This is a genomic window from Stutzerimonas stutzeri, from assembly GCF_024448715.1.
GTDB classification, from domain to species: Bacteria; Pseudomonadota; Gammaproteobacteria; order Pseudomonadales; family Pseudomonadaceae; genus Stutzerimonas; species Stutzerimonas stutzeri_AR.
On record NZ_JAMOHZ010000003.1, the window covers coordinates 439,860 to 457,593 of the forward strand.

At 60.4% G+C, this 17,734-nt stretch carries 15 protein-coding genes; 7 read left to right on the top strand and 8 right to left on the bottom strand.

The features are described 5' to 3' along the window. Positions 1-14: 14 nt before the first annotated feature. Together trhA and NAV33_RS08905 are read left to right on the top strand one after the other, a co-directional pair. Entirely contained in the window at positions 15-632 is a 618-nt protein-coding gene (trhA, locus tag NAV33_RS08900; protein WP_255979032.1) for a PAQR family membrane homeostasis protein TrhA, read from the top strand. A 463-nt stretch (positions 633-1,095) separates the two neighbouring features. Beyond that, entirely contained in the window at positions 1,096-1,548 is a 453-nt protein-coding gene (locus tag NAV33_RS08905; protein WP_255979034.1) for a DUF305 domain-containing protein, read from the top strand. Positions 1,549-1,581: 33 nt separating this feature from the next. On the opposite strand, the gene NAV33_RS08910 is transcribed toward NAV33_RS08905, so the two are convergent. Together NAV33_RS08910 and NAV33_RS08915 are read right to left on the bottom strand one after the other, a co-directional pair. Then, positions 1,582-2,946, bottom strand: coding sequence for a heavy metal sensor histidine kinase (locus NAV33_RS08910; protein WP_255979036.1), 1,365 nt, complete (start codon positions 2,944-2,946; stop codon positions 1,582-1,584). Then, a complete protein-coding gene (locus NAV33_RS08915; protein ID WP_255979038.1) occupies positions 2,943-3,626 on the bottom strand; it encodes a heavy metal response regulator transcription factor in 684 nt (227 codons plus the stop codon). Before NAV33_RS08915 ends, NAV33_RS08910 begins: the two co-directional genes overlap by 4 nt. Positions 3,627-3,844: 218 nt before the next feature. Between NAV33_RS08915 and NAV33_RS08920 the strand changes: the two genes are divergently transcribed. The 4 genes from NAV33_RS08920 to NAV33_RS08935 all read left to right on the top strand — a co-directional run bounded on the left by NAV33_RS08920 (position 3,845) and on the right by NAV33_RS08935 (position 7,408). Continuing rightward, positions 3,845-4,108 (top strand): heavy-metal-associated domain-containing protein, encoded by a 264-nt coding sequence (locus tag NAV33_RS08920; protein ID WP_255979040.1) that lies wholly within the window; start codon positions 3,845-3,847, stop codon positions 4,106-4,108. Positions 4,109-4,140: 32 nt separating this feature from the next. Further along, positions 4,141-4,575 (top strand): DUF411 domain-containing protein, encoded by a 435-nt coding sequence (locus tag NAV33_RS08925; RefSeq protein WP_255979042.1) that lies wholly within the window; start codon positions 4,141-4,143, stop codon positions 4,573-4,575. Positions 4,576-4,668: 93 nt separating this feature from the next. Continuing rightward, complete coding sequence (locus NAV33_RS08930) at positions 4,669-6,453, top strand: copper resistance system multicopper oxidase (protein ID WP_255979044.1); 1,785 nt, start codon at positions 4,669-4,671, stop codon at positions 6,451-6,453. Further along, a complete protein-coding gene (locus NAV33_RS08935) occupies positions 6,443-7,408 on the top strand; it encodes a copper resistance protein B (RefSeq protein ID WP_255979046.1) in 966 nt (321 codons plus the stop codon). Before NAV33_RS08930 ends, NAV33_RS08935 begins: the two co-directional genes overlap by 11 nt. A 359-nt stretch (positions 7,409-7,767) precedes the next feature. Here NAV33_RS08935 and mdoH read toward each other — a convergent pair whose 3' ends face one another. The 4 genes from mdoH to NAV33_RS08955 form a co-directional block, all read right to left on the bottom strand. Then, a complete protein-coding gene (gene mdoH / locus NAV33_RS08940; RefSeq protein ID WP_255979048.1) occupies positions 7,768-10,353 on the bottom strand; it encodes a glucans biosynthesis glucosyltransferase MdoH in 2,586 nt (861 codons plus the stop codon). Next, on the bottom strand, positions 10,346-11,845 hold the full coding sequence (locus NAV33_RS08945; protein WP_255979331.1) for a glucan biosynthesis protein G: 1,500 nt from the start codon (positions 11,843-11,845) through the stop codon (positions 10,346-10,348). The genes mdoH and NAV33_RS08945 overlap by 8 nt, the downstream gene beginning before the upstream one ends. A gap of 298 nt (positions 11,846-12,143) precedes the next feature. After that, entirely contained in the window at positions 12,144-14,435 is a 2,292-nt protein-coding gene (bglX, locus tag NAV33_RS08950; RefSeq protein WP_255979050.1) for a beta-glucosidase BglX, read from the bottom strand. 171 nt (positions 14,436-14,606) lie between these two features. Further along, entirely contained in the window at positions 14,607-15,149 is a 543-nt protein-coding gene (locus NAV33_RS08955; RefSeq protein ID WP_255979052.1) for a DUF3087 domain-containing protein, read from the bottom strand. A 133-nt stretch (positions 15,150-15,282) separates the two neighbouring features. Here NAV33_RS08955 and NAV33_RS08960 point away from each other — a divergent pair, with 133 nt between their 5' ends. Continuing rightward, positions 15,283-15,771, top strand: a complete 489-nt coding sequence (locus tag NAV33_RS08960) for a GNAT family N-acetyltransferase (protein WP_255979054.1) — start codon at positions 15,283-15,285, stop codon at positions 15,769-15,771. A gap of 67 nt (positions 15,772-15,838) precedes the next feature. Here NAV33_RS08960 and wrbA read toward each other — a convergent pair whose 3' ends face one another. Then, a complete protein-coding gene (gene wrbA / locus NAV33_RS08965; protein WP_255979056.1) occupies positions 15,839-16,438 on the bottom strand; it encodes an NAD(P)H:quinone oxidoreductase in 600 nt (199 codons plus the stop codon). Between the two features lie 206 nt (positions 16,439-16,644). Continuing rightward, complete coding sequence (locus tag NAV33_RS08970) at positions 16,645-17,520, bottom strand: alpha/beta fold hydrolase (RefSeq protein WP_255979058.1); 876 nt, start codon at positions 17,518-17,520, stop codon at positions 16,645-16,647. Positions 17,521-17,734: the final 214 nt, after the last annotated feature.

A 17,734-nucleotide genomic window follows, 5' to 3' on the forward strand; every position in this document is an offset into this window, starting at 1 on the left:
ACGGCTGAACACCGATGTACCACGGAGAAAAATTCAACGCCTGGACGCACCTTGTCGGCGGTGTGCTGGCCCTGATCGGCGCGGTTTGGCTGCTGGTGCTGGCGGCCATGGATGGCGACCTGGCAAAGATCGTCAGCGTAGCGATCTACGGCTTCACGCTGGTGTTGCTGTACAGCACCTCGACGCTCTATCACAGCGTGCGTGGCCGGGCGAAGGCGATCATGCAGAAGCTCGATCACCTGTCCATCTATCTGCTGATCGCCGGCAGCTATACGCCGTTCTGCCTGGTCACGCTGCGTGGCGCCTGGGGCTGGTGGCTGTTCGGTATCGTCTGGTCATTGGCGGTGATCGGCATGCTGCAGGAGATCAAGCCGCGCTCGGAAGCTCGGGTGCTGTCGATCATCATCTACGCGGTGATGGGCTGGATCGTGATCGTGGCGGTCAAGCCGTTGCTCGCTGCACTCGGCACGGCCGGCTTCAGCTGGCTGGTCGCTGGCGGCGTTTTCTACACCGTCGGGATCATTTTCTTCGCTTTCGACCAGCGCTTTCGCCATTGGCACGGCATTTGGCACCTGTTCGTCATGGCCGGCAGTCTGCTGCATTTCGTGGCGATCCTGCGCTACGTCGTCTGACCCGGGTTGTGCCGTCTTTTAACGCGGACGCCAAACATCAGCCATGATGACTATTATCTGATGTGATCTGCGCAAGGGTGCTGAGCAAAGCGGCAGCATTAAGGCGAGCGTGCTGCACATTTGAATTGATCAACTCTCGGCTGGCAACTAAATACTCGGCAACCGATGCCACCTCGCTCGTTAGACAGCCCAATTCTCTGACCAAACGCATATTAAGGCGTAACTGCATAATCCAACGAACGCAAAGCAATCAAATATGCCGTTGACCAGACTACAACTTCAAATAATTAAAAAATGTGCAACTGAACTAACAACTCTTGTTCAGCTGACATTTTTGTAAGCAAACTGACAGGCAACTCCGCATACCCTCTAGCTTGCAGGGATCGAACGATCAGAAATCATTTGGGTCATCTTTATCAAGCGTAACAATTCGTCGTTAAGCCTGAACAATAAGGATCACCTCATGAATAACTATGCCCGATTCGGCGCGATGATCGCCACGTCTACTCTCATCATGTTCGTCTTGATGTATTTGAATGTATTTCAACTTGACCACATCTTCTTCAGCGAGACACGTGCTTATATGGCACTCATTATGGGCGCTACTATGGCAATCATCATGCTGGCTTACATGCTCGGCATGTACCAGAAGCGCGCCGTCAACATCGCCATCTTTGCCGGAAGCGTGCTGGTGTTCGCCGCATCGCTCTGGCTCGTTCGTAGCCAGCAAACTGTGGATCAAGTGTCTTGGATGAAGGCGATGATTCCGCACCACTCGATCGCCATCCTAACCAGCGAGCGCGCCTCCATTACAGACCCGCGCGTGCGGAAGCTGGCCGACCAGATCATCCAGGCCCAGCGCGAGGAAATCGCCGAGATGAAAAGCCTGATCGAGGAGCTCGAAAGCTCCAAATAGTGTCGATAGATCAGCGCTTTGACCGGGTCTGCTTCAAAGACGGAACACAATGTCGAAGGACGTCCAGCCGTCGTGGCTGCGACAGCGGATCTCACCTCGATGCGCTTCGATAATTGATCGGGTGATCGCCAGCCCTAACCCTGCGTTGCTCGGGCTGCCTTCGCGACGAGCCGGATCGACACGATAGAAGCGATCGAACAGGCGCGGCAGATGCTCTTCTGGGATGGTGGCGCCAGGATTGCCGATACTCAGCAGAACATCCTTCGCGCCTGCCTCGATGCTCAGACGGATCACGCCGCCGTCCGCTGTGTACCGTAGCGCGTTGGAGAGCAGATTCGACAATGCGCGGTGCAGCATCGATGGATCGCCCTCGATGCGACCGCTGCCGGACAGTTCGAAGCGAATCCCGTGTTCATCGGCGGTCAGCTGATAGAAATCCAGCAACTTGCCGCACAAGTCTTTTAGCTCGATCAGCTGCACCTGAGGAGTGACCAGCCCATTGTCGGCCTTGGCCAGAAACAGCATGTCATCGATCATCCGCGCCATCCGCCGCAGCTCTTCCAAGTTGGAATAGAGATTTTCCTGATAGTCCTCGCTGCTGCGCGCGCGGGTCAGCACGACTTCGGTGTGCGTCATCAAGTTGGACAATGGCGTGCGTAGCTCATGGGCAATGTCCGCGGAGAAATTCGACAGCCGCACGAAGGCATCTTCCAACCGCGTCAGCATGGCGTTGAAGGCTAGCACCAGCTGCTGCAGCTCGGCCGGCGTCGACTCCGTGGGAATACGCTCGGTCAGCGATTTGACCGACACCGATGCCGCCACCTGGGTTACCTCGCGCAACGGGCGCAGACCGCTACGCGCAAGCAACCAGCCGAGCACACCACTGATCAGTGCACAAAGCATCAGCGCACCCCAGAGCCAGCCCGTGAGGGTGTGGAAGAAGACCTTGTGAGTGGTGACATCAAGAGCCAGCACGACGCGCAACGACTGACCGGCCGCCGCCACCGAGCCGGTCCTGCTGCGCCAGACGCGGCCGTCGTGCTGCACCTCACCGTCGCTGTCGGCCGCCGGATACACATGAGCGCCAACCGGCGGCACAGCGCCCGCGTCGGCGAACAGCAGCCGACCCTGCGCATCGAATATCCGCACAGAGAGTTCGCTATGGCCGCCCAGCAGGGCCTGAAGTTGCGGGCGCAACTCGTCGAACTGCGCCAGACCATCGAGCTGTTGTAGCAGGCTTCGAGTGGCTTGGAATTTTTCCTCCAGCGTGTGCCGATCAAGTTCGTCGAAGTGATGCTGACTCATCTGGTTGAAGAAGTATCCAGCCGCCCCCAACACGCCGGTGACGGCGAGCATGAACATCAGACTGAGCCGCGCGGTGAGCGATAGCCGCTTCATGGCACATTCGGCTCGTCGAGCATATAGCCCATGCCGCGTGCTGTGTGGATCAGCTTGGGTTCGAAGCCGTCGTCGATTTTCGCTCTGAGCCTGCGGATCGCTACCTCGATGACGTTGGTGTCGCTATCGAAATTCATGTCCCAGACCTGCGAAGCGATCAGCGACTTGGGCAGCACCTCGCCGCGCCGACGCAGCAGCAATTCCAGCAGCGCGAACTCCTTGGCGGTGAGATCGATGCGCTCGCCGCCACGTATGGCCCTGCGCTTCATCAGGTCGACCTCGAGATCGGCAATCTTCAGCTGCGTCTGCAGAGCCGCAGCGTTGCCCCGGCGCAGCAGCGTGCGCACCCGCGCCAGCAGTTCCGAAAAGGCGAACGGCTTGACCAGATAATCGTCGGCGCCCAGCTCCAGCCCCTTGACCCGGTCTTCGACGCGATCACGTGCGGTAAGAAACAGCACCGGCACCTCGTTGCCCGAGGCGCGCACCATGCGCAGCACTTCCCAGCCATTCAGCCCAGGCATCATCACATCGAGAATCAGCAAGTCGTACGGTGCGCTCAGCACGAACTGCAGCGCATCGGTGCCGGTGGTGACACGGTCGACGGTGAAGCCCGCCTCGCTCAAGCCCTGCTGCAGATAGATGCCGGTTTTTGGCTCGTCTTCGGCGACCAGAAGTTTCATCGACTCATCCTTTCAAACCATGAAATGAGTGTGCAGCTATCGAGTGCGACGAGCCAGAAGCTGACAGAAAAGTAATGTTCCGCTCAGCTTGGCGAAAGGAGCGAACGGCTATTTTGACAGCAGAAAACGAGGCTGCGTCGGCTGCTTGACCTTGCCATTAGGGAAAGGTTGAAGATCCAACCAAGCCGGAATGACCGGCGACTAGCTGAGGACTTCTCATGACCACCATCGATCTTCAAGTACAGGGCATGACCTGCGGCTCATGCGTTCGCCATGTGAACCAGGCGCTGACACCCGTGGCCGGCGTCAATCGCGTCGAAGTGGACCTCAACACCGGTCTGGTTCGGGTCGAGGGCAACGCCGACAGCACGGCGCTGATCACTGCTCTGGACGACGCTGGTTATCCGGCGCAAGCAGCGAGCAACACAACGCCAACGACCGCGGCTAAAACCGGTTGTGGCAGCGGCTGCGGTTGTCGCTAAGTTCATTTGGGCCAATCTTCTGGAGTACGCGTATGAAACTGAAACTCGCCATCTTTGCCGCCCTGTTCATGGCCGGTAGCGCACAGGCCGCCGAGATCATCGACGTTCACCGCGACGCCAATTGCGGCTGTTGCAAGGACTGGGTCAAGTACCTCCAGGCTAATGGTTTCGAGGTACGCGACCATGTCGAAAGCAACATGAGCGCGGTCAAGCAAGGCCTCGGCGTGGCACCGCGCCTGGCCTCCTGCCACACCGGTGTGATCGGCGGCAAGTTCGTTGAAGGGCACGTGTCAGTGGCGCAGATCCATGAATTGAAGCAGCGAAACGACCTCGCCGGTGTGGCCGTGCCGGGGATGCCCGCGGGCTCTCCTGGCATGGATTACGGCCAGCCCGCGCAGGCCTATCAGGTGATCGGTCTGACAACTGGTGGCAAGGATGTGTTAATCGCGGAATATCCAGCGGACTGACTGGCACGGCTGCCATCGTAGCCGTATCAGTGGCAACCTCGCGCCGAGCGTGGGCAGGCCGTAAAAAAGGACAGCTGACCGAGCAGGGCCGTCATGCAATCCACATCTTCGCGGCGAACCTTCGTCAAAAGCCTGGCCGCCAGTGGCATCGTTGCCGGACTGGGCATCTGGCGTCAGCCTGTATGGGCCGTAGCGCGCCCCGGTCAGTCGAGCGAACAGGGTGTGCTGGCCGGCACCCAGTTCGATCTGACCATCGACTCGCTCGGTGTCAACTTCAGCGGTCGCGAACGCACCGCCATGGCCATTAACGGCAGCATTCCCGGCCCGCTGCTGCGCTGGCGTGAAGGCGATACCGTGACGCTGCGGGTACACAACCGTCTGCCACAGGACACCTCTATTCATTGGCACGGCATCCTGCTGCCGGCCAATATGGACGGCGTACCCGGCTTCAGCTTTGCCGGCATCGCACCGGACGGCATGTACGAATACCGCTTCAAGGTGAAGCAGAGCGGCACTTACTGGTACCACAGCCACTCGGCCTTTCAGGAGCAGCTCGGCGTCTACGGCCCGCTGGTGATTGATCCGCTGCAGCCGGAGCCTTTCCAATACGAGCGTGACTATGTGGTGATGCTCACCGACTGGACCGACGAAAGCCCGGCGCGGGTACTCGACAAGCTGAAAAAGCAGTCCGACTACTACAACCGCGGCCGTCGCACGGTTGGCGACTTCATCAACGACGTGGCCGAGCAGGGCTGGCGCGAGACGCTCGGCAATCGCTGGGCCTGGGCCAAGATGAAGATGACGCCCACCGATCTCGCCGATATCAGCGGTGAAACCTATACCTATCTGCTCAACGGCCAAGCGCCGGACGGCAACTGGACCGGCCTGTTCGAAGCTGGCGAGCGAATCCGCCTGCGGCTGATCAACGGCTCGGCGATGACTTATTTCGACTTCCGCATCCCCGGCCTGAAGCTCACCGTGGTGGCCGTTGACGGTCAGACCGTCGAGCCTGTGGAAGTCGACGAGCTGCGTTTGGCAGTGGCGGAAACGGTCGACGTTCTTGTCACCCCGGATGGCAGCCAGAGCGCTTATACCCTCTTCGCTCAATCCATGGACCGCAGCGGATTCGCCCGCGGCACGCTGGCAGTGCGTGACGGCCTGAGTGCACCGGTACCCGAGCTTGATCCACGGCCGGAACTGAGCATGGAAGACATGGGCCATGGCGATATGGCCGGCATGGATCACTCCGCCATGGGGCATACCGGCATGGCAGATGCCGGCGGGCAGGTGGAGATGCAGGCTCATCCCGCGAGCGAGAACGACAATCCGCTAGTGGACATGCAGACCATGATGCCGGTGCCCAAGCTGAATGATCCCGGCATCGGCCTGCGCGACAACGGTCGCCGTGTTTTGACCTACGCCGACCTGCGCAGCACATTTCCTGACCCTGACGGTCGTGAGCCAATGCACACCATCGAGTTGCACCTGACCGGCCACATGGAACGCTTCGCCTGGTCGTTCGACGGCATTCCCTTCGCCGACGCCGAGCCGGTCCGCCTCAAGTACGGTGAGCGGGTGCGCTTCGTGCTGGTCAACGACACCATGATGCATCACCCCATTCACCTGCATGGCATGTGGAGCGACCTGGAGGACGAACACGGCAACTTTCAAGTACGCAAGCACACCATCGACATGCCGCCCGGCTCGAAACGCAGCTACCGCGTAACCGCCGACGCCCTCGGGCGCTGGGCCTATCACTGCCACATGCTGATGCACATGGACCTCGGGATGTTCCGCGAAGTCCGCGTTGAGGAATCGGAGAAGCACGTGCATACGCCGCAGGCGGGCGCTGAAAAGGGGCATCAGCATGACCATTAAGATACCGCTGGCCATCGCCTTGACCCTGAGCGCTGCGCTCGGCCAGGCGCAAGAATCCATGGATCGTCCGAGCCATACGGAGCATGGCGGTCATGCACCGGTCGCGTCCGAGCCGATGGATCACTCGGGAATGAGCCATGGCAGCGCAACGCCTATTCCGAGCGATATGGATCATGGCGCCATGGACCATTCGGCCGATGAGATGCCGCATCCACCCGCAACCGGTATTCCACCAAGGCAAGCGAGCCGCCCGCCCGTACCGACAATCAGGCCCGACGACCGCACCGCCGCCTTTCCTGAACTGCCCGCGCACCAGATGCACCAAGGCGGCACGCACTTTCTGTTCGTCGCTGACGAGTTGGAATGGCAGGACGCCGACGATGGCAGCAGCCTGGCCTGGGATATCAGCGGTTGGGCCGGTGGCGATATCGATCGCCTGGCGTTTCGTTCCGAGGGTGAGCGAACCGACGACCATACCGAAGAGGCCGAACTGCAGCTGCTCTGGAGCCATGCCATTAGCCCCTGGTGGGAAACTGTTGCGGGTGTTCGTCAGGACTTCAAACCCGGCTCGCCGCAGACCTGGGCCGCCTTCGGCATACAGGGGATGCTGCTGTATGGCCTGGAAACCGAAGCCACCGCCTTCATCGGCGAAGGCGGCCAAAGCGCGCTGCGCCTGGAGGCTGAATACGACATCCTGCTGACCCAGCGCTGGGTCTTGCAGCCCATCGCGGAAATCAACCTGTACGGGCGCAACGACGATCGCCGCGGCGTCGGTTCAGGCCTGAGCGATGTCGGCGTCGGGCTGCGCCTGCGTTATGAGATCAACCGGCAGTTCGCGCCTTACGTGGGGGTCATTTGGGACCGCGCCTACGGCAATAGCGCAGACTTGCTACGCGCCGAGGGGGAAGATACGAGCGACGCCCGCCTGGTGGCGGGTATCCGACTCTGGTTCTGAGGCCCGGCACATGCTTAAAACCATCACGACGCTGCTGACGGCTGCCCCCGGCATACCTTGACATCCATCATCACGCCGATGGCAGCAAGCACGTTCATTGACGGGGCTGCCTGCGGGGTTTGGAACGGCTTCGCGAGCAAGCTCGCTCCTACGGACTTGTTCGCGTCTATCGGCAGGTCTGAGGCGGTGGGCCACCGGCCCCGAGGATGTAAACACTGAGCATGTAGGAGCGACCTCGGTCGCGAATGTCGATGCACTGGAGCGCCGGCCCGATTATGGCCCGGCGCAGCCTATGGAACGCGTCGCGAGCTAGCTCGCTTTTACGAGGAGCCCGCGATTACCGCGTTGCCTCAAGAGCGCTAACTCTGCAGGCTCTCGACTGGCGACGCTTGCGTCACCTCGCTTACGCCAAGTGGACGATAGGCATCGCGCCACGTCTGGTAACGCTGGTCCTGCCAGACGCGCTGATGCAGATGCGCCATGCCGTCCGGGTCGTTGAGCAGACGCCAGCGTGCCGCTTCGGCGGTGCCGTTGGGTCCGGCATCGAGGATCTGCAGCATGCGCTGCTCGCGCAGCACCTCGGCGCCTTTCACTACCTTGGCATGCCGCGCCCGCGCCATGCCGCACACCAGCGCGTTGTAGATCGGATCCACCGTCGCAGCGATAAAGCCATCGTGCAGCGCATTTTCCTGGTTCTGCCGAGTATAGCGATCGGTCGAAGCCAGCTCCTGCGGCGGGTTGAACTCCTCGGGAATCAGGAACAACTTGCACCGGAAGGCAGCCAGGCCGAGCCCGGTGCGACTGGTGATCACCGAGACCGGCGCCGAGAGGATCAGCGACACCACAATGGGTGCCAGCCACCACAGAAATGCCGGATCGAGCCAAGCCACCAGCGCCGTCCAGAGCACGCCCAGCAGCATCTGCGAGCCGTGGCGACGTAGCGCTTCGCCCCATGGCGTGGCGTTGTCGGCGCGCTGGGGCGAGTTCCACTGCACGGACCAGCCGAGAAACGCGGCTGTGACGAATACCGTATGAAACAGCATGCGTACCGGCGCTGCCAGCATCGAGAACAGCGTTTCCAGCAGCATCGACAACAACAAGCGAATACGTCCACCGTACTCGTGCGCGCCTTGGATCCAGATCAGCAGTACGCTGAGAAGTTTGGGCAGGAACAGCAACGTCAGCGTCGCCGAGAACAGCGCGATGGCTTCACGCGGATGCCATTGCGGCCATAGCGGATACAGCTGGTTCGGCTGCAGGAAGTATTCCGGCACCATCAGCGTGTGAATCGCCAGTAGCCCGGTCGACAAAGCCAGGAAAACAAACCAGAGCGGTGCCGATAGATACGACATGACGCCGGTAAGGAACACGAACCGATGCACGGTGTGCATGCCCTTGACCAGGAACAGTCGGAAATTCATCAGGTTGCCGTGGCACCAGCGGCGGTCGCGCTTGAGCTCGTCGAGCAGGTTCGGCGGCAACTCTTCGTAACTACCCGGCAGGTCATAGGCGATCCACACGCCCCAACCAGCCCGCCGCATCAGCGCGGCTTCGACGAAGTCATGAGAAAGGATATCGCCGGCGAACGACCCTTTGCCGGGTAGCGGCGCCAAGGCGCAATGCTCGATGAAGGGCTTGACCCGGATGATCGCGTTATGCCCCCAGTAATGGGATTCGCCCAGCTGCCAGAAATTGAGGCCGGCGGTGAACAACGGTCCGTAAACCCGCGTAGCGAATTGCTGCATCCGTGCATAAAGCGTATCCATGCCCGACGCCTTCGGTGCGGTCTGGATGATGCCGGCACCAGGATTGGCTTCCATCAGCCGCACCAGGCTCGTCAGGCATTCGCCGCTCATTACGCTGTCTGCATCGAGCACCACCATGTAGCGATAGCTGCTACCCCAGCGGCGACAAAAGTCATCGATGTTGCCGCTCTTGCGCTTCACCCTGCGCCGACGGCGGCGGTAGAAGATGTGGCCGAAGCCGTCGACCTCGCGACACAACTCCAGCCACGCCTTCTGCTCGGCAACGCAGGTGTCCGGATCGTTGCTGTCGCTGAGAACGAAAATGTCGAAATGCTTGATCTGCCCTGTCGCCTTGAGCGACTCGTAGGTGGCGCGCAGTCCAGCAAATACTCTCGGTACATCCTCGTTGGCGATGGGCATCACCAGGGCCGTGCGTGCATCGTCCGGAATCGGCTCGTCACCGAGGGTGGTGGCTGAAATGTTGTAGCGATCACGACCCTTGAGTAGCTGGAAAAAACCCATCAACGCGGTCCAGAACCCTACCGACACCCAGCAGAACAGCAATGCGAAGAGCAGCAGGATGCTCGTCTGCACCACATACGGAAGAATCTGACTCGCCGACTGCTGCAGCGGCTGCTGAAACACCTCCTGCAGATTCACCAGTGCCCAGCCCTGATAAGGCAGCACGGATTTCATATGCCAGGTTGCGATGACAGTCTGCACCAGCATCAGCAACAGCAGGATGCTGCGACGAACCCCGGCAACCTGACGCCATCCGGAACGGTTGATTTCCGGCGCTGGCGGTATGTCGACCGCGCGGTTCTTCTTACGCAGCAGGCGCCACCAGCTCAGGCGCAGCACGTTGGTATGCCAGGGCTCCGGCACCATCCGGGTGCGCACGATCGGCGGCGTTGACTGAATACAGACGCGGCCTTGGTCATCGCGCGCCAGCGCCCGACCACGCTCCAGGGTTTCGCCCCAGCCGAGCTTCAGCCGCGCGGCGACCGAGCCCAGCAAACCGCCTGCGCTCGGCTCACTAACGCCAACGGTCGGTGCGGTACGGGCCAGGACGCGATGCAGATCGTCCAGCTCGCCGCCTTCTCGCTCCGTCTCGCGAGCCAGGGCTTCGCGCTGTTCGGCACTGAGAGGCAGTTGGTCGATATAACGTCCCGTAATCGGTGGCTCCACTGGGTTATTCATGGGACGGAATCTGGTAGCTCCAGGTTTCGGAAAGTGTCTTCTCGCCTTCCACCAGGGCTGCCCGCAGCTCTACCGGCCGGGCTGGGTCGCGCACCTTCAGCCGCAAGGTCAAGCGCCAACCCTTGGTCACGGGGTTGTGCCGCAGGTTGTTTTCCACCAGCTCGGCGTTATCGCCGACACTGACCTGGGTGCTCACCAGCGCATCCGCCGGCAGCTTGGCCAGGTTTGGACCGACGAAATCGACGATTAGCGCGGTGCTGCCGTCGGGCTGACGGATCAAGTTAGATTGCTTGACGTCACCAGCGGAAAGGCGCGTCTGCATGACCCAGGCTAGCGCCGGGTCATGGAGCGCCGGCTCGTCCATGGTGAAGTGCAGGGTATAACCGAAATCCAGCGGCGTGCCCGGCTGCGGCGGCTCTTCGGGGACCCAGAAAGCAACGATGTTGTCGTTGGTTTCATCGGGTGTGGGAATCTCAATCAACTCCACTCGCCCCTTGCCCCAATCGCCACGCGGCTCGACCCATCCGCTTGGGCGCAGATCGTAGCGATCGTCCAGATCCTCGTAACGGCCAAAATCCCGAGTGCGCTGGAGCAGGCCGAAGCCACGAGGATTTTCGACGCTATAGCTACTGATCGATAGACGCTTGGGATTGTTCAGCGGTCGCCAGATCCATTCGTTGTCGCCCGTATGAATCGCCAGCCCTTCGGAGTCGTGAAGCTGCGGTCGATAGTTGAGCTGGCTGCTGGGCTGGTTGGCGCCGAACAGATACATGCTGGTCAAGGCACCGATGCCGAGCTTTTCGACCGGTTGGCGCAAGTAGACCCGCGCCTGCACGTCGACAGTGCTGTCCTTACCGGGCGTCACCACCATGCGGTAGGCGCCAGTTGCGCGAGGTGAATCCAGCAGCGCGTAGATCACCAGATTGCGACGGTCGGCCTGCGGACGCTCCACCCAAAACTCGCGGAAGCGCGGAAACTCCTCCCCACCGGGCAGCGCGGTATCGATCGCCAGGCCACGCGCCGACAAGCCATAGACCTGGCCTTTTCCAACCACGCGGAAATAGCTGGCGCCGAGCAGCGTCATCAACTCGTCCGCCTTGTCCGGCTTGTTCAGCGGATACAGCACCTTGAAACCGGCGAAGCCGAGATTTTCCAGCGCCGCGGGCTCGATCTGCACCTTGCCGAAATCGAACATTTCCGGGTCGTAGCGAATCTCTTCGACGCCCGCCGCGGTGATCTCGTTAATTTTTACCGGCACGTCGAAGTGCATGCCCTGATGGTAGAACTGCAACTCGAACGGCGTCTCCGCCTCGTGCCACAGTGCCTTGTCGCCACGAAAGCGCAGTTGCTGATAGTCACCGAACGCCATGCTGCGGAATACCGCCGGCAGATTGCTCTGTGGTGCTACGTAGCGTTCTGCAGCCAATTTCTCGGCTTTTACGGCAACGTCTTCGATACCGAAAGCCCAGCTATTACCCGTCACCAGAGCCATGGACAAGCTCAGCGCCACGCCCAGTACCCCACCTTTGCGAGCGGCTGTTATGAAATTAAAAAAACGTGACACATCGCCTCCTGAGCTACACGATTTCCTCCGGCCGTTATCCGGCCGGTTTGCTTTCGTTGGTCTGCCGCAGCGGAAAATGATTCCCCGGCCCGTGGTTAGTAATCGAAGCGGCGAGATCATCCCATGCCGGCAATTGGCCGGATAGCTACCTCTGGGACGATTTTTTCCTGCAGCCCGCCCCGGGCGGGCTGATATCGGATTGGCGCAACCATCGCAACCATCGCAATCACTCCAGCACGAAACGCTGCTGCTTCACGTGCTGCGAATCCAACCCGATCTGCACCTCGAACTCACCCGATTCGGCCACCCGTTGCAGCTGGGCATTGACGAACTTCAGGTCGTCTTCGTCGAGGCTGAAACGAATCTCTCGCTCCTCGCCCGCTTTGAGGACGACCTTGCGAAAGGCCTTGAGCTCCTTTACCGGGCGGATTACCGAGGCCACCAGATCCTGAATGTACAGCTGCACGACAGTGGCACCATCGCGCTGGCCGGTATTCTTTACCGTCACGCTTGCCTCAAGCGTGCCTTCGCGTGGCAGGGTCGGGCTCGACAAACGCACCTTGGACAGTTCGAAACCGGTGTAACTCAAGCCATAACCGAAGGGGTACAGCGGGCCGTTGGGCTCTTCGAAATACTGTGAGGTGTAGTTGCCAGGCTTGCCCTCGACATAAGGCCGACCGACGCGCAGGTGGTTGTAGTAGGTGGGAATCTGCCCCACCGAACGCGGGAACGAAATCGGCAGCTTGCCGGACGGGTTGTAATCGCCGAACAGCACGTCGGCGATGGCATGACCGCCTTCGGTGCCACTGAACCAGGTTTCCACGATTGCTTCGGCGTTCGCCTTTGCCCAGTTGAGCTCCAGCGGCCGGCCGTTCATCAGCACCAGCACCAGAGGCTTGCCGGTTTTTTTCAATGCCTTTAGCAACGCCTGCTGGCTCGGCGGGATTTGCAGACTGGTGCGGCTCGATGCCTCGTGGGACATGCCACGCGATTCACCCACCGCGGCGACGATCACATCGGCCTGCTCGGCGGCGGCTACCGCTTCGGCAATCATCTCGTCCGCTGGGCGAGGGTCCTGCACCACCTCGGGATCGTCCCAGTTGAGGAAGTTCAAGTACTCGACCATATGCTGGTCGTCGGTGATGTTGGCCCCGCGCGCATGGAGCAGGACAGCCTCGTCGCCCAGCGCGTCGAGCATCCCTTGGCGCAACGTCACCGACTGTTTAGCGACGCCCGCCGCCGACCAGCTGCCCATCATGTCCACGTACGAATCCGCCAGCGGGCCGACCAAGGCGATGGTGCCTCCCTTCTTCAACGGCAGCGTTTGGTCGTGGTTCTCCAACAGCACGATCGACTGGCGAGCAACGTCTCTCGCGGCCTCGCGGTGCAGACGGCTTTCGGCGTTAGTGTCTTTTGGGTCATCCCGGGCTACGCCAATTCTCCGGTAGGGGTCATGGAACAGGCCCATGTCGTACTTAGCGCCCAGCACCTCGCGCACAGCCGAGTCGATTTCCCCGATTTCGACATCGCCCGCCTCGACCAACGCTGGCAACTCCTGGCGATACAGCGAATCGGCCATGCTCATGTCGATGCCAGCCTTGATCGCCAGTCGAGCGGCCTCACGCCCGTCGCGTGCCACACCGTGGCGCATCAGTTCGCTGATGGCGCCGTGGTCGCTGACGGTGACGCCGTCAAAGCCCCAGTCTCGCCTTAGCAGATCCTGTAGCAGCCATGTATTGGCGCTCGCCGGCACGCCGTTGATGGAATTCAGCGCGACCATCACCCCGCCCGCCCCCGCGTCGATGGCGGCGCGATAAGGCGGCAAAAAGTCCTGGTGCATGCGCATCGGGCTCATATCCACCACGTTGTAGTCACGCCCGCCTTCAACCGCGCCATAAAGGGCGAAATGTTTGACGCTGGCGGTCACGCTGTCGGAGGCCGCAGGCGATTCGCCCTGATAGGCCTTAACCATGGTGCGGGCAATTTCCGAAACTAAATAAGGATCTTCGCCGTAACCTTCGGAGGTGCGGCCCCAGCGAGGATCGCGGGAAATATCGACCATGGGGGCGAACGTCATATCCAGCCCGTCGGCGCTGGCTTCGATGGCCGACACGCGCCCGCTCTTGGCAATTACGTCCAAGTCCCAGCTCGACGCCAACCCCAGACCGATGGGGAAGATTGTTCGGTGCCCATGCACAACGTCGTAAGCGAAGAAGATCGGGATCTTCAGCCGGCTCTGCAGCGCGGCATCTTGCATTGGCCGATTGTCTTGCCGGGTGACGGTGTTGAAGGTTCCGCCAATATGTCCCGCAGCCAGTTCCTTAAGAATGCGTGGTCGTGGCATGTCCGCGCCGATGCTGATCAAACGCAATTGTCCGATCTTTTCTTCGAGCGTCATTTGTTCTATCAAGCTGGCAATGAAGGCTGGTTTGTCATCCAGCAAATCAGGTCCGGTCTTAGCGGCGGCAGCATGAAGCGAAAGGCCGGCGATTAAGCCGAACAGATAAAGCCTTTTCATTAGAGATTCCTGGCTTACGGGGCGTTTTGGCATTCCGCGTGGCCAGCGGCGTTGTCGGCTAGCCACTTGCCGAGTATGAATGCCGCAGCCTGTTACAAGCCAGAGGCCAGCACTTTGCGGCCCGAGCGGATACTGCGGCGCGTATGCGAAAGCGGAGCACAGATAGCGTGCTTAGGTCGTTGCAGCGAAGCGCTTTACCGATTCGAGCCAGTCGGAGTCCAGCCGGTTCTGATCGGTTTCAATTCCACGCGCATCCAACGCTTCCCGGTGTCGATCGATCTCGCGAGTTGCCTCGCTCAGGGCCGCGCTGTTGCCGTCCAACTGATGCATTTGCGTCAAACCTAAATGGTAGAAACGCAACAATTTCATCGCATCCAAATCGCCAACGGACACACCGGCAGTGACGTGATGCATGACGTTGGTCACACGCATCAGGCTGCGCTTGAGGCGCCAGCCATAGGCCGCACAACTCATCCAAGGCTGCTTCCAGTACACCGAACGCACAAGCGCAATGGTCAGCAGCAGTCCGGCAGCGACGCCCGCAGCATTCCAAAGGAGGTTATCCCCGCCCGCCTCGCCGAACACTGCGACCGCCAGGGCGGCCAGCCCCATGGCCAGTACCGCGAAGGTCACGGCGACGATCAGCGTGCTGCGGCGAGTCTGTTGACGGTAGGTTTCGGGGCTAAGCTGCTTGTTGATCTCGAATATCACCATTAGTTAATCCCTGGTTGGCGATGAGCAGAATGACTGTCGCGGCATTATCACCGCAATCGCCCAACCGGTACCTGACGATGAGCATCAGAACTCCATTTGCAGCCAATGCGCACAGGACATTACGGAGAGACACATGCGCCGACTCGCGACCCCAGCCGACTTGGACCGCGTCTACGACATCTACATGCACGAAGAAGTAGTGCCCTTTCTCGGCTTCGACCCGATGCCGCGGGAGGGCTTCGGCAAGGTGTTCGATCCATTGTTCGAGAGCGGCTGCTTCTACGTGTACGAAGTCGGGGGCTGCGTACAGGGCTTTTACAAGGCGCAACGGCATTTGGGACGCGCCGCGCATGTTGCCTATCTGGGAACCCTGGCGGTAGCGCCGCAGGTGAAAGGCAGCGGGATAGCCAGAACGATGATGGGCGATGCCCTCTCCCGGCTGCGCAACGCCGGTATCACCCGAGTCGAGTTGACGGTGGAGGCAGATAATCCGCGTGCGATCGCCTTCTACGAACGCTTCGGGTTTATCCACGAAGGTACTCAACGGGCCGCCTACAAGCGTGCCTCCGATGAGAGCTGCGTTGATGAACTGATGTATGGCTTGTTGCTAAACGAGCGGTGAGTCGCGACTGATCAGGATAAGCACGCGGTGTAGACGGCCTGAACCGCCCAACACCGCGTCGACAGCTTTAGTTTTTCAACTTTGTCGTGACCTGAGCCACCAGCTCACCCTGATAGCGAGCAATGGTCAGCTCCTTGTTCGATGGTTGACGCGAGCCATCGCCACCCGCGATGGTCGATGCGCCATAAGGCGTACCGCCGTTGGTTTCGGAGATATCGAAGAACTCACCGATCCCATAGCCGGTCGGCACAATGATCATTCCGTGGTGCGCCAGAGTCGTCCAGGTGGAGGTGATGGTCATTTCCTGCCCACCGCCGGTTCCGGTGGAGGTGAACACGCTGGCAACCTTGCCGTGCAGCGCGCCCTTGGCCCAGAGGCCGCCGGTCTGATCGAGGAAGTTGCGCATCTGCCCGGACATGTTGCCGAAGCGTGTCGGCGTACCAAAAATGATCGCATCGTAATCGGCGAGCTCGGCCGGGCTGGCCACCGGCGCGGCCTGATCGACCTTTCCGCCTGCGTTCTTGAAAGCTTCCGCCGGCATGGTTTCCGGCACGCGCTTGAGGGTCACTTCGGCGCCCTGAACGCGGCGCGCGCCTTCGGCTACCGCGTTGGCCATGGTTTCGATGTGACCGTACATCGAGTGGTACAGCACGAGAATCTTCGCCATCTCTGTTTCCTCTTTCTGGGTTGTGTATTCGGTAGGACTCAACAATCGTTCGATAGCCTCTGAGTGATATCAGCCCGGCGAGGGGTTAAAGCGCTATCGGGCGATGATTGAGGTCATCTTCTATTGAAATGCTCGACCCATGGGTGGATTTTCCAGCATAAATAGATCTGAAAATTCGATAAATCAACGTTGTTGTCGTTTTTCGGTTACGCCAGAAATCCCAGCGCCTCCTCCAGCAACAGATCGGGCACCTCTTCCGGTATGTAATGACCAGCCGGCAGCGCTTTGCCCTGTACGTTCGTCGCTACCTCGCGCCACTCCTTCAGTGGATCGAAGCAACGTTCGATGACGCCTTTGGCGCCCCAGAGCACCAGCAATGGCGCTTCGATGCGCCGGCCAGCGGCGCGGTCTTCGCGGTCGTGCTGAAGATCGATACCGGCACTTGCGCGATAGTCCTCGCAAAACGCATGGATAGTGCCGGGCAGCTTCATGCAGCGCAGATACTCGGCATAGGCGGCATCGCTGAAGGGATGCACGTGGTCGGCGCGGGTGGCGACGGCAGTGCGCAGGATCAGCTCCGGGTCAGCTTCGAGCAGGGTTTCCGGGAGCGGCGCCGGGCGAATCAGGAAAAACCAGTGCCAATAGGCGCGAGCGAAGGTTTCATCGGTCTGGCTGTACATGGCCAGGGTTGGCGCGATGTCGAGCAAGACGAGGCAGCGCACAGCTGCCGGAAAGTCCATCGCCAACCGATGGCTGACTCGCGCGCCTCGGTCATGGGCGATGATGTCGAAGCGCCCGAAGCCAAGCGCCCGCATCAACTCGACTTGATCGCGCGCCATTTCCCGTTTGCTATAGGCGATGTGATCTCTGCCGCCCTCCGGCTTGCTGCTATCGCCGTAGCCGCGCAAGTCAGCCGCCACGACGGTGAAACGTTCAGCCAGCTGATCGGCAACTCTATGCCAGATGACATGGGTCTGCGGGTAGCCGTGAAGCAGTAGCAAGGGCGGCCCGGAACCCGCTTTGCGATAAGCAATTCGCACGCCGTTGACTTCACACTCGTCTCGCTGAAACTGCTCGAACATGGGATCACTCCTGGTGGTGGCTGTTAATCCTAGGCGCAGATTGTCCGAGCGCAACAACAGCCATCAGACAAGCCAGCGGGAGGTGGAAGATGAGATACATCGTCTCGTACAGCGTCCTTTTCACTGGATGCTGTAGCCAAACCCGTGCTGCCTCGGATACCGGCGGCATGACCATCAATTAAACACACGAAATTAGCAGCCCGACTGCGCAACT

Excerpts from the sequence above, each read along its gene's own strand:
- NAV33_RS08935 (WP_255979046.1), top strand. The coding sequence starts at position 6,443 with ATGACCATTAAGATACCGCTGGCCATCGCCTTGACCCTGAGCGCTGCG.
- NAV33_RS08910 (WP_255979036.1), bottom strand. The coding sequence starts at position 2,946 with ATGAAGCGGCTATCGCTCACCGCGCGGCTCAGTCTGATGTTCATGCTC.
- NAV33_RS08905 (WP_255979034.1), top strand. The coding sequence starts at position 1,096 with ATGAATAACTATGCCCGATTCGGCGCGATGATCGCCACGTCTACTCTC.
- NAV33_RS08920 (WP_255979040.1), top strand. The coding sequence starts at position 3,845 with ATGACCACCATCGATCTTCAAGTACAGGGCATGACCTGCGGCTCATGC.
- NAV33_RS08925 (WP_255979042.1), top strand. The coding sequence starts at position 4,141 with ATGAAACTGAAACTCGCCATCTTTGCCGCCCTGTTCATGGCCGGTAGC.
- bglX (WP_255979050.1), bottom strand. The coding sequence starts at position 14,435 with ATGAAAAGGCTTTATCTGTTCGGCTTAATCGCCGGCCTTTCGCTTCAT.
- mdoH (WP_255979048.1), bottom strand. The coding sequence starts at position 10,353 with ATGAATAACCCAGTGGAGCCACCGATTACGGGACGTTATATCGACCAA.
- trhA (WP_255979032.1), top strand. The coding sequence starts at position 15 with ATGTACCACGGAGAAAAATTCAACGCCTGGACGCACCTTGTCGGCGGT.
- NAV33_RS08945 (WP_255979331.1), bottom strand. The coding sequence starts at position 11,845 with ATGGCTCTGGTGACGGGTAATAGCTGGGCTTTCGGTATCGAAGACGTT.
- NAV33_RS08915 (WP_255979038.1), bottom strand. The coding sequence starts at position 3,626 with ATGAAACTTCTGGTCGCCGAAGACGAGCCAAAAACCGGCATCTATCTG.
- NAV33_RS08930 (WP_255979044.1), top strand. The coding sequence starts at position 4,669 with ATGCAATCCACATCTTCGCGGCGAACCTTCGTCAAAAGCCTGGCCGCC.
- wrbA (WP_255979056.1), bottom strand. The coding sequence starts at position 16,438 with ATGGCGAAGATTCTCGTGCTGTACCACTCGATGTACGGTCACATCGAA.
- NAV33_RS08960 (WP_255979054.1), top strand. The coding sequence starts at position 15,283 with ATGCGCCGACTCGCGACCCCAGCCGACTTGGACCGCGTCTACGACATC.
- NAV33_RS08955 (WP_255979052.1), bottom strand. The coding sequence starts at position 15,149 with ATGGTGATATTCGAGATCAACAAGCAGCTTAGCCCCGAAACCTACCGT.
- NAV33_RS08970 (WP_255979058.1), bottom strand. The coding sequence starts at position 17,520 with ATGTTCGAGCAGTTTCAGCGAGACGAGTGTGAAGTCAACGGCGTGCGA.